At 55.2% G+C, this 10,938-nt stretch carries 10 protein-coding genes and 2 pseudogenes (1 of these 12 cut by a window edge); 8 read left to right on the top strand and 4 right to left on the bottom strand.

Annotated features, from left to right (window positions below; all coding sequences use genetic code 11):
* On the bottom strand, positions 1–360 hold the 5' end (the start) of the coding sequence (locus QU481_RS15745) for a LysR family transcriptional regulator (protein WP_289830988.1). 549 nt of this gene lie to the left of the window's left edge; the window shows 360 of its 909 coding nt (coding positions 1–360); its start codon is at positions 358–360; its stop codon lies beyond the left edge, outside the window.
* A 162-nt stretch (positions 361–522) separates the two neighbouring features.
* On the opposite strand from QU481_RS15745, the gene speB reads away from it, so the two are divergent.
* From speB to QU481_RS15705, 8 genes are all read left to right on the top strand, one after another.
* Positions 523–1,500 carry an agmatinase gene (gene speB / locus QU481_RS15740; RefSeq protein ID WP_289830987.1) on the top strand — a complete coding sequence of 326 codons (978 nt, stop codon included), beginning with the start codon at positions 523–525 and terminating at the stop codon, positions 1,498–1,500.
* Between the two features lie 518 nt (positions 1,501–2,018).
* Positions 2,019–2,216, top strand: a complete 198-nt coding sequence (locus QU481_RS15735) for an NAD-dependent epimerase/dehydratase family protein (RefSeq protein WP_289830986.1) — start codon at positions 2,019–2,021, stop codon at positions 2,214–2,216.
* Between the two features lie 120 nt (positions 2,217–2,336).
* Positions 2,337–3,098, top strand: a complete 762-nt coding sequence (locus QU481_RS15730) for a creatininase (protein ID WP_289830985.1) — start codon at positions 2,337–2,339, stop codon at positions 3,096–3,098.
* Positions 3,099–3,875 (top strand): hypothetical protein, encoded by a 777-nt coding sequence (locus QU481_RS15725; RefSeq protein WP_289830984.1) that lies wholly within the window; start codon positions 3,099–3,101, stop codon positions 3,873–3,875.
* Positions 3,876–4,219: 344 nt separating this feature from the next.
* Positions 4,220–5,116, top strand: a complete 897-nt coding sequence (locus QU481_RS15720; protein ID WP_289830983.1) for an NAD-dependent epimerase/dehydratase family protein — start codon at positions 4,220–4,222, stop codon at positions 5,114–5,116.
* A gap of 231 nt (positions 5,117–5,347) precedes the next feature.
* Complete coding sequence (locus QU481_RS15715) at positions 5,348–6,160, top strand: SDR family NAD(P)-dependent oxidoreductase (RefSeq protein WP_289830982.1); 813 nt, start codon at positions 5,348–5,350, stop codon at positions 6,158–6,160.
* Between the two features lie 56 nt (positions 6,161–6,216).
* Complete coding sequence (locus tag QU481_RS15710) at positions 6,217–7,119, top strand: polysaccharide deacetylase family protein (RefSeq protein WP_289830981.1); 903 nt, start codon at positions 6,217–6,219, stop codon at positions 7,117–7,119.
* Between the two features lie 125 nt (positions 7,120–7,244).
* Positions 7,245–8,663: an APC family permease gene (locus QU481_RS15705; protein ID WP_289830980.1), complete on the top strand. Its 1,419-nt coding sequence runs from the start codon at positions 7,245–7,247 to the stop codon at positions 8,661–8,663.
* Between the two features lie 500 nt (positions 8,664–9,163).
* Here the strand turns inward: QU481_RS15705 and QU481_RS15695 are convergent.
* The 3 genes and pseudogenes from QU481_RS15695 to QU481_RS15685 all read right to left on the bottom strand — a co-directional run.
* Positions 9,164–9,370: pseudogene (locus QU481_RS15695) on the bottom strand (IS3 family transposase); the annotation flags it as partial.
* Between the two features lie 150 nt (positions 9,371–9,520).
* Positions 9,521–10,432, bottom strand: a complete 912-nt coding sequence (locus tag QU481_RS15690; RefSeq protein WP_289830979.1) for an IS110 family RNA-guided transposase — start codon at positions 10,430–10,432, stop codon at positions 9,521–9,523.
* Between the two features lie 214 nt (positions 10,433–10,646).
* Positions 10,647–10,911: pseudogene (locus QU481_RS15685) on the bottom strand (DDE-type integrase/transposase/recombinase); the annotation flags it as partial.
* Positions 10,912–10,938 lie beyond the last annotated feature (27 nt).

Raw genomic sequence — 10,938 nt, 5'->3', positions numbered from 1 at the left:
GCGGCGCACCGCCGGCAGCAGCGGCGAGGCCAGGTCGGTCAGCGTCGCCTCGATCATACCGAGGCGCAGTTGCCCGCTCAGCTCATTGCGCACCGACGCCGATTCCATCTGAAAGATGTCCACCGCGCCCAGCAGTCGCTGCGCCGCCGCGTGCAGCTGCACGCCTTCCTCGGTCAGCCGAAAGCCCGCGCGGCCCCGCTCGCACAGGCGTACTCCCAGCCGCGTTTCCAGCTGCGCCACGTATTCGCTGATGCTCGATGCGCCGATGTTCAGCGTCGACTGGGCCGCGGCGAAGCCCCCGCATTGAACGATGGTTTCGAAAATGCGCAGCAGTTTGAGGTCGGCATCCTGGATCTTCATCACGGCGCTCTTTGTTCGGAAATTAGCGAAGTCTGCTTCTGAATATACCAATTTTACCGACGTCATAAAGCACTAAGAATGAGGGCGTGATGTACGGGCATGGCGGGGTCGAATGGCGTCGCGGTCGTGCCGCTCATATTCATTCACATAGAGGACTCCACCATGCCACAGAACACCTATGATTCGGGCCGGCTGAACCTGCCCTTTGTCGGCATCTGCACCTTCGCCAAGTCGCCGATCTGCCTGGACTGGGATGCGATCGACGCCGACGTGGCGATCCTGGGCGCGCCGTTCGACATGGGCACTCAGTGGCGCGCCGGCGCGCGTTTCGGCCCGCGCGGCATCCGCGAGGCCTCGACGCTGTTCTCGTTCGGTCACAGTGGTGCCTATGACTTCGAGGACGACGTGGTCTACCTGCCGACCGACGAGGTGCGCATCGTCGACATCGGCGACGCCGACATGGTGCACACCAACACCGAGCAGAGCCACGCCAACATCGAGTACGGCGTACGCAAGATTCTGGAGGCCGGCGCGCTGCCGGTGGTACTGGGCGGCGATCACTCGATCAATATCCCGTGCATCAATGCCTTTGCCGGCCAGGAGCCATTCCACGTGGTACATATCGATGCCCACCTCGACTTCGTCGACGAGCGTCACGGCGTGCGTCACGGCCATGGCAACCCGCTGCGCCGCGCTGCCGAAAAAGAGGTGGTGACCGGCATGACCCAGATCGGCATCCGCAATGTGTCGTCAACGGCGCGCGACGGCTATGCCCAGGCGCGCGAAATGGGCTCGGACATCATCTCGGTGCGCGACCTGCGCCGGCTCGGCATCCAGGGCGTGCTCGATCGCATTCCGAAGGGCGTGCGCTACTACCTGACCATTGATATCGACGGTTTCGACCCGTCGATCGCCCCGGGCACCGGCACGCCGAGCCACGGCGGTCTGAACTATTACGAGGGACTGGAGCTGTTCGCCGGCTTGGCCGAACAGGGCGACATCATTGGCATCGACCTGGTCGAAGTCGCCCCGGACTACGACCACTCGGGCTCGACCACTATCCTGGCCGCCCAGCTGCTGCTCAATACCATCGGTCGCGTGATGCATCAGCGCAAGGTCACGCGCCTGCTGAACGAATGACGGCCGGCGCGGGGGCTTGCCCAGCCATGTGTCCCCGTGCCACAAGCATTGCCCTCCCCCGCGTGTCCGCCGCCCTCAACGGCACACGGTGGTATTGCCAGCCAAGCACGATAAAAAACGATCTGCGACCCATAAAAAACCGCTACGCAGACACACCCGCTGCAAGGAGAAAGCCATGAAACCAGTGCGAGAGTTTCACCAGACATCGTTCCAACCAGCCGCGCCGACCACGTCGAACGCACCAGGCCACGAGAAGGCGGGCTGTTTCCGTTCGCTTCGCTAATCACGCCATCGCCGCGGCGCGATCCGCGCCCGGACATCACGACGGGTGTTCCCCGCTTTGCCCTGAATTTCGCCACGGCGAGGGCGGCGGCATGCCCTGCATGTGTGAAGCAGGTTGACGATCTGGAGACATCAGTATGTCAGTCAGTTCATCGATTTCGCCTCACTTACAAAGCGGTAGATCAGGTTTTTTGTTGCTTCATTTCTAGTGCCTTGGCAAAGGGAAGCAATACGGTATGGCGATGAATATTAATGGCGCTTCGCGCTGCACCATGCGCGAGGCTGCAGGAATTATCCAGAAATTGATCCCGAAAGCGGAAATTCATCTTGGTGATGGGTGCTGGCACTTGGATCGACAAGGCCCTTGGGATACCAGCGAGTCAGAACGGCAACTCGGTTACACGCCATCACATACGCTGGAAAGCGGAGTTTAGGAGTATGTGGAATGGTTGCGAGGGCATGAATATTAAATGCTGATTGTGGGGTGGTAGGTCCTATTTCCATGGTTTTTAGGTTGAGCATTGATAGGGGTATTTATGTCTAGAAGTAATTTGATGGCAGAAATCACGTGGACTGAGTATCAGCACCGCATTAAAGAAGAGTCCCCAGTCGTGCTGATACCTGTGGGTGCGCTTGAGCAACATGGCCCTCACTTGCCAATGGGTACCGATCACCTGATTCCAACCGCAATCAGCAGGCTCGTTGCGGAAGAGGTGGCGGCAATTGTTGCCCCACCTTTTAACTATGGCTACAAGTCGCAGCCTCGTATGGGAGGGGGGAACCATTTCTGTGGTACGACTAGTCTGGATGGTCATACCTTGTCAATCATGTTGCGAGATGTGATTAAAGAGTTTGCCCGTCATGGTGTACGGCGTATTGCGGTTATGGATGGCCATTACGAGAACATGATGTTCCTGATCGAGGGGATTGACCTCGCTTTGCGCGAACTGCGCTATGAGGGCATCCATGACCTGAAAATTCTCAGGATCGAATATTGGGACTTTACTAGTAATGAAACCCTGACCAAGGTTTTCCCGGATGGATTCCCAGGCTATGCACTAGAGCATGCGGCCGTGATGGAAACATCAATGAGTCTTTACTTGCATCCACACTTGGTCCGATTGGAAAAATTGCCCGATGATCCACCGGCTGATTTTCCTCCTTATGACGTTTATCCGCTGAATCCTGCCTGGACTCCGGCATCGGGTGTGTTATCACCGGCTCATGGTGCGTCTGCTGACAAGGGAAAGAATCTTATTGATGAGTATGTGCAGCGAATTGCTACAGCTCTCAAAGACGAATTCCCCGGGATATAAATGATGGATCCTATGGTGCCTAACCACTACCAAGGGGTATGGCAGCGTCGCATTTTGCAGCGCGGAACCGAGCATTGCGATACTGATACAAGGGTTTTCTGGTTGCAAACTCGTAATTGGCACGGTGATATTCGGATTCCAGCAGACCGATCTAGCTTCCACGGTATTAAATCAGTGGCTGAGTGCAGTTTGGAGCAACTCCAATGGCTGTGCTTGCAAGAGGGGTTTGTCGGTACCACCTGGAGCAAAGGAGATATCGTAGGTTGGGATCGGCAGGTCGATTTTCGGTTTAGAGATACCCCGGATTTCGGCCGGATGAAATTTCAAGGCGATGTTCTAGAAGAGTTTGGGATTGCATCAGACTATTACGAGCGGTGGGAGCGAATCCCTAAAAGCCTCGGTGCAACGTTTGCTTTGGAACAGCTAACCCATGCTTGCGAGGGCCCTACCTATCCACGTCGTTATCTGCTAGTAGCTGGAGAATACTTCATTTTGCTTAGAGATCGAACACTCTTACCTGCGCCAGCATGCCGGATAAGGAGAAAAATTGAGTCCGGCACTGCATCACGCGAAGAATATGAGGCATGGGTAGATTTAGAAGTGTCATTTGGTTGTAGAGAAAATGACACCTGGCGCATTACCTTGTCTACATTACCTTGGCGGGAAGGTGAGGCTATCTGGTGTCAAGGAGATTTATCTGAACCATGCTTAGATATTGTTACTCAAGCTGGACCAATGTCTAATTCTTGGCGCGTACTTGATTGGAGTTATGCTTAAAGCAATAACGGAAGAGGCATTAATTCTAACCTTGTTGTTAATGTAGTCGACACACATGATTAATTAAGGAGAGGGCAATGATGAGCATCGACAATATAGGGTGAGGCTGTCGAACTGCCGCTGCATTGGGCATGGACGACTGCTCACAATATGGGTTTATGGCGTCCCCGCGGATTTTTGCTACAAAGTTGAGGCCATGAGCTGAAAACCCAGTCATTTCAGGCAATTAAAACGAGCACACCGAAAACCCTATTGCCACCATGCCGGACAACATGTTTTTGGCGCCTTGTTTCAAGCCATCGTGGCTTGAACAGCAAAGAAAGGAAGTGGAAATGAGAGCAGTAATGGTAACTGGTGGTCTTGGCTATACCGGGCGCAAAATTGTGGCGCAACTCAGCGCCCGTGGCATTCGCGTCGTCAATTTCAACAGAGATTATTCTGAGTTGAATAATGAGTTCGTAACCGCAGTTCAGGGCGAGCTGTATGATATTCCACGGCTAGTGGCGACCATGCAAAAGTACGGCGTGGACACCATTATCCATACCGCGGCCATGTCACACCCGGACCTGTCAATTGACCTGCCACTGACCACGGTAGCAGCCAACATCGACGGCACCGTTCATCTGCTCGAGGCCATGAGAATGGCCGGCATAAAACGCTTGGTCAATTTCTCCTCTGAAACAGTCTATGGCCACATAGATGGCACTGTCACCACAGACTCCCCTCTTAACCCCACCACGCCTTATGGAGTCACCAAAGTTGCCACCGAGCTATTTGGCAAGGTTTACAACGATCTGTATGGCCTGGAAGTGGTATCGCTGCGTATTGCCGAAGTATATGGTCCTGGCAACAAGATGCCGCAAATCCTGCGCGACATGATAAAGACCGTGCTTGCTGGCAAGGTGTTCGCCCTGCCGAATGGTGGCGACCATTATTTCCAGATCATCCATATTGACGATGTGGCCCATGCCGCCATTTGTGCCGCAGAAGCACATGGCGTAACTGGCCATGTGTTCAACATCAATGGTGGCACCTATTGCACCATGCGAGAAATGGCAGCGATTGTGCAGAAATATATCCCCGAAGCCCAGATCCAGCTTGGCGATGGAAACTGGCACCTGGATCGACAAGGCCCCTGGGATACCAGCGAATCGGAGCGGCAGCTCGGCTACAAGCCTAGGCACACGCTGGAAAACGGCATCAAGGAATATGTGGAATGGCTGCGCAACAATGAATATTAAAACTTGCTTGTCAAAATATTTATCATCGCAAATCAACTGAAGGGCACCTCGAAAACCCGGATTTCCAAGTGAGACAAGGCGAGAATGGAAACTCCGACGCAGCATATATTTGATATGTAAGGAGGAATTTCTTGTGAGCAACGCAGTATCGCAACGAAAGCTGGAGTTTTTCGAGGCGCCCTGAATACCAATTCTGATTCACCAGCCTTTAACAAGCCGAGGAGAACAAATATGAATGCAGGTGGTTTCCTGAATGGCCGAGTAGCCGTGGTTACCGGAGCAAGCTCGGGCATTGGCCGTGCTACCGCGCTCAAGCTGGCAAGCGAAGGTGCCAGCGTGGCATTGCTGGCCCTGCCGGGCAAGGCATTGGAAGAGGCGCTGGAAGAATGCCGCATTGGTGGCGGCAAGGCGATTGCCATTGCTGCGGATGTTGGTGATTCCAGGCAAGTCATCGCTGCCTTTGACAAAACCGAGCAAGCCTTCGGCCCGGTAGATGCGGTATTCAACAATGCCGGCGTTTCCATGGTGATTCCCGTTACGGAAATGACCGATGAACAATGGGCGCGGCAACTTAACACCAATCTTTCCGGCAATTTCTTTGTGGCGCGCGAAGCCGCACGCCGCATGATTCCGCATAAAAGAGGCGCCATTGTGAATACCGCTTCCGAGCTTTCCATTCTCGGCCAGGCGGGGTATGTCGGCTATACGGCAACCAAGGGCGGCATTTTGGCGATGAGCCGGGCCCTGGCAGCGGAACTGGCAAGTTACAGCATACGTGTAAACGCCATCTGCCCCGGAGCAGTTGATACCCCGCTGCTGGCCGCCGAATATGATTTGGCCGCCGACCCGGTTGCCGAACGCAAGGAAAATGAACGCTCAATCGTGATGGGCCGCTTCGGCCGGCCCGAAGAAATTGCAGCGGCGGTCGCCTTTCTGCTCTCGGACCAGGCGTCTTATGTTACCGGCACGCAATTACTGGTGGATGGCGGGCGCACCGGCTGCTTCCCGGTTGGCAGCATTCAGCGCGAAGGAAGCCAGCAATAAGCTCCAGCCGCTGGTTTCTTTAAAAACACTGCTCGCGAATACCCAAAGGATAAATGATGCTGAAAATGATTGAAAACCCCGTTCCATGGCCAAATGGCGCCCGGGTTGCCGTTTGTCTGAGCTTTGATATTGACTCCGACAGCCTGTTGCAGATTGGGCATGCCTCAAAAGCAGAGCATATGGTTGCCGCGCAGTCCTGGCTGCGCTACGACCGGATTGCAGTACGCCGGCTGGTGGACATGTTCAATTATTACAAGATTCGCCAGACGTTTTTCTTTCCGGCCTGGTGCATGGAGCACTATCCCGAGCTGGTTGACTGCATTCAGCGGTCCGGACACGAAATTGCCTATCACGGTTATTTGCATGAGCATCCTAATGAGCAGTCCTATGAGGATGAAAAATACTGGCTACAGAAATCCATTGCCGTGTTTGAAAAGATGACGGGCTCGCGCCCACGAGGCGCGCGCGCTCCCTTGTATAACTACAGCGGCCATTCCACTGAATTACTGATAAAGGAAGGCTTTCTTTACGATGCCTCGCTGATGGGCGACGACGTCCCCTATCTGCTGAAGTGTGATGCCGGCGAATTGCTGGAACTGCCATCCCACTGGGCAATGGATGACTGGCCGCAATATGTGCACGCCATGGAACTGGATTATGTGATGCCTATCCGCTCGCCGGCAGAGGCGATGCAGGTATTCATGGCCGAATTCGAATCCATGTGGCGCCACCAGGGCATGCTTATTGGCGTGTGGCACCCGTTTGCATCTGGCCGTCTGGCACGCTGCGAAGCGGTAGCCAACATGATCGAGAAAATGATTGATCGTGGCCAGGTCTGGTTTGCCAGCATGGAGGAGATTGCGCAGCATATTCAAGCCTGCCGCAAAAACGGAACCTACCAGCCGCGCATTGAAGATATACCGCAATACGACGCTTCATTTGTACCAACACATAAATAGCCAGTGATTTTCTTGATTTGCCCATGACTTGGCGCAGGCAGGGAATATCCCCCCTGCACGAAAAAAAGCCATTGCGGAATATGGTGGCAAAATCATATCAGGTTGAAAAACATCAGGAGAGACAGATGAGATTTCTGGAGCTATTTGGTTACGACAGGCATGGCGTGGTAAAGGAGATTCCTACCACCCTCAACAAGGGCACCTTGACCACCAAAGAAATTACCCTGGCGGCGCTGGGCTTCAATGCCCCGGCCTGGGTAACGGCGTCGTCGATGTCGATTCTGTATTCGATCTCTGGCCACGCCGCACCGCTGGCGATTCTGATTGCCTATTTCTTCCCCATGCTAATGCTGGCGCTGGGGCTTATTCTCTTGACCAGGGAAGCCCCTTCCGCCGCCGGTATCTTCACGTTTACCGAACGCTTTCTGCATTCCCGTGTCGGCACCATTCTTGGCTGGACCTACACACTGGCTTGCGCTGCGGTTGCCCCGATGACGGCGGTAATCGGGGCACAGTATCTGCAGGTACTGATCCCCGGCCTGCATGGCGAAGTGATGGCGGAAATCATCGGCACGGTAATGTTGGTGGTGTTCTGTATCGTGTCGTGTCGCGGGGTGGAACTGACGGCAAAAGTGGCCGGTATTTTCCTGACCTTTGAAATTGCCGTGGTTGCCGGCCTTGGCATTCTGGGAATAATCAACCCGCAAGTACACAACCTGTCGATTGCCGATATGTACTCCCTGAAAGAAGCCGGCGGCGTGGCGGGGATTGGTCCCGGCGTGCTGTTCGGGGTGTGGATGCTGGCAAATTTCGATTCCTCGATCAATTACATCGAAGAAGCCCGTGTGCCGGTAAGAACGGTCCAGCGCTCCATGCTGCTGGTATTGACCTCTGCTTTCGTTATCTACACCCTGGCCGCCATTGGCTGGCAGTACGCCATTCCTGTCGATACCCTGGCCAAGATCGTGGAAAGCGGTGATGGTGGTCCGATTGCAGCAGTAGCCAAAGTCTACCTGCCAAGCTCCATGTTATGGCTGGCCATCTTTGTGGTAGTCACTTCTGCCATTGCCGGCTTGCAGATTTCGATGAACTCCGGCGCCCGCACGCTGTATCGCATGAGTTGTGAAGGGCATCTGCCGGCAATCTTCAGCAAGGTAAATGCCCGCAAGGTGCCGTGGCTTTCCACTGTTACCCTTACTGCGGTGGGTGTGCTGCTGGTCTGGTATAAGCCGCTGTCCAAGATTACCTGGTACTACGATGTGGTCACCATCACCCTGGTGTTCTCCTATATTGCGGCACTCGCTTCCTTCGTACGGCTGATATTCAAGATCCGTAGCCGCAAAGTTGCCTGTATCCTCATGTGCCCGGCAGTGCTGGCAATTGCTGTGCTCCTGTATATCGCCTATACCGCTGGCGCCACCCCGGTCGACCCGTCCGATTTGTATAACGCCTGGTATATCGGCGGCGCGGTCATCATCTCCGGGCTGCTTATTTCGCTGTCCAGAAGTCATCAGGCGGTGAAGCTGCATACCGAGATGTCGTAAGTGGGGCAAGACAGGCTTCGCAAGCTGAGCGCGAGTCGCTATTTATAGCGTGAGCACACCATGTGGCCAACCTTACCCGGGGTTGGCCGCATGGCTGTTGGTGCGCGTTGAGTTTTGACCAAGGGGGGGGGGGACAAAAACTTGGACTACTGGGAGGTAGTTCATGTACTTGTATGAAGATCGCATCCGCGCGGTTAGGCTCTACATAAAGCTCGGGAAACGCACTGCGGCGACCATTCGTCAGTTGGGTTACCCAACAAAGAATGCGCTCAAGGGTATTGACAACTTAACTGGCAAAAATGCTAATGGGGAATTTGTGATTCACATTTTTTGCTGCGCGGAGTGCTGTCTTCGATTTCAGAACGCAACTTGGGTGCCAGAGATTTCATACCACACCTGAAAGGCGTGAGCACGGGCAACCCGGTAGTCCCTACGAGACATGTGGTGACGACCACAGCGGAAGTGAGCTTGGGTGTGATTCCCGGATACCAACGTAGCACCTAAGCTGCCTTACCCTCCTGCTCGAACCAAGCTGCATGCTGCTGCGCTGGGGTTCGGTATCCAAGGGAGGAATGGCGGCGTTTTCGATTGTAAAACACCTCAATGTATTCAAAGAGGTCTTGCCTGGCCTCCGCCCGAGTCGCGTAGTCTTCATGGAAGACGCGCTCATTCTTCAAGCTGTTGAAGAAACTCTCCATCGGTGCATTGACGCTCCTATGTCAAGTTGAGCGCGTCGAATCGGCTAGATCGGCTAGGATGAGTGGGTATAATTCCCTGACGATGTAGCGCTTCTGGCAACGATGAATCTCCTTGTTCGACATGCCTTCCTTGGTCCGGCGCTCAACATACGCCCGCGTTCAAGGATCACTGCGCATTCGTACCATGGCGATGGTCCACAGAGCGTTGTTTGCCGCTCGATCGCCACCCCTGTTCAAACGATGCCGAACCGTTTTACCGGACGACGCTTGCAAAGGGCTGGCGCCACAGAGCGCCGCCAGCGCCGCCTCGCTTTTCAGGCGTTCGGGATTATCGCCCGCCACGGCAACGAGCACGGCCGCCGTTTGAGGACCTACACCGAACCTTTCCCGAAGCCGCTTGGCATGCTGGCTCGTCAGACACTCGAGCATTGCATCAAGCTTCTTGATTTCCTCTGCCAGGACCAAGCATCGCTTAGCCAGTAGACGCAGTGTGGACGTCAGCGTTTGCAGCATGGGGGTACGGCCCAACGTGCGAAGACGCGCGCAGTTGGCAATACACTCTGCGGAATTAGTCTTCAGAAGGCGATCTCGGACGTCCTGTGGTGCACTGACTAGCAAGGCTTTCAACTGATTGATTGCCTGTGTCTTGGCTTTAACAGCGCTGCGCCGGGCAACTGAGACCGCGCGCATCGCTTCGGCAGCTCCGGACTGCTCATTGGGGATAGCCGTTGCCTTCCCAGAGAGGACCGCTCGCGCGGCATTTTCCGCATCGGTTGGATCAGACTTTCCCCGGGATCGGCGTGCTGCCCGGTCAGGGCGGTTGACTTCCAGAACCTCGATCTCATGGTCACGTAGCACGCGGGCCAATCCCGCGCCATAAGTTCCGGTTCCTTCTACTCCTGCGCGGCGCAGATGGCCGAATGAATGTGCCCAGGCCAGCAATTTCAGATAGCCTGCCGTGTTGGCTGTTACCGAGAGAGTTCCTAGGAGCTTACCCGTCTCACTGATCACAGCTCCGACATGTGCATCCAAATGCGTGTCGACACCCAGAATGACTTCGTTTTGTTCCATGCGTGTTTCCGTCGTAGTGGGCACATCGCCAACCTCACTCGCTTGGACAGGACACTCATGGTGCAGGACAAAGCTCCTATCAGGTCACAAACGCTGAGCCCGGCAATGCTCGGGGAACGCCGGAACCCGATCGACAGGTCAATGCAAAGGCAGCACGGCCAATCCCAGCACGGGTCAGACCGGTCCGACGTTCAAAGCACATTGTGGACTGAGTATCCCAGCAGTTGCCTTTGCGGCTCATCGAGGCCTGCATGCCGTATTCGGCCAGCAAAGCTTGGTAATCTGACTGCAATACTGGCTGCCTCGATCCGAATGGTGCAGCAGGCCTGGTGAAGGCCGGCGGCGGAAACGCGCCATCCGCAAGGCCCCATGACCAACTCGCGGGTCATCCGGCCATCCATCGCCCAGCCCACAATGGCGCGCGTATACAAGTCCATTACCACCGCCAGGTACAGCCAACCTTCACGGGTCGGAATGTAGGGGTAAGTAGGCCGGGGGAGTTGCAC

Origin of the sequence: Crenobacter oryzisoli (assembly GCF_030385785.1) — a bacterium.
GTDB classification, from domain to species: domain Bacteria; phylum Pseudomonadota; class Gammaproteobacteria; order Burkholderiales; family Chromobacteriaceae; genus Crenobacter_A; species Crenobacter_A oryzisoli.
Note: the sequence above shows the minus strand (reverse complement) of the source record. Positions and strands in the feature narration are given on the sequence as shown.

Bases quoted from the DNA above. Each gene is read 5' to 3' on its own strand.
- QU481_RS15690 (WP_289830979.1), bottom strand. From the start codon at position 10,432: ATGGAACAAAACGAAGTCATTCTGGGTGTCGACACGCATTTGGATGCA.
- QU481_RS15725 (WP_289830984.1), top strand. From the start codon at position 3,099: ATGATGGATCCTATGGTGCCTAACCACTACCAAGGGGTATGGCAGCGT.
- QU481_RS15715 (WP_289830982.1), top strand. From the start codon at position 5,348: ATGAATGCAGGTGGTTTCCTGAATGGCCGAGTAGCCGTGGTTACCGGA.
- QU481_RS15710 (WP_289830981.1), top strand. From the start codon at position 6,217: ATGCTGAAAATGATTGAAAACCCCGTTCCATGGCCAAATGGCGCCCGG.
- QU481_RS15735 (WP_289830986.1), top strand. From the start codon at position 2,019: ATGGCGATGAATATTAATGGCGCTTCGCGCTGCACCATGCGCGAGGCT.
- QU481_RS15730 (WP_289830985.1), top strand. From the start codon at position 2,337: ATGGCAGAAATCACGTGGACTGAGTATCAGCACCGCATTAAAGAAGAG.
- QU481_RS15720 (WP_289830983.1), top strand. From the start codon at position 4,220: ATGGTAACTGGTGGTCTTGGCTATACCGGGCGCAAAATTGTGGCGCAA.
- speB (WP_289830987.1), top strand. From the start codon at position 523: ATGCCACAGAACACCTATGATTCGGGCCGGCTGAACCTGCCCTTTGTC.
- QU481_RS15705 (WP_289830980.1), top strand. From the start codon at position 7,245: ATGAGATTTCTGGAGCTATTTGGTTACGACAGGCATGGCGTGGTAAAG.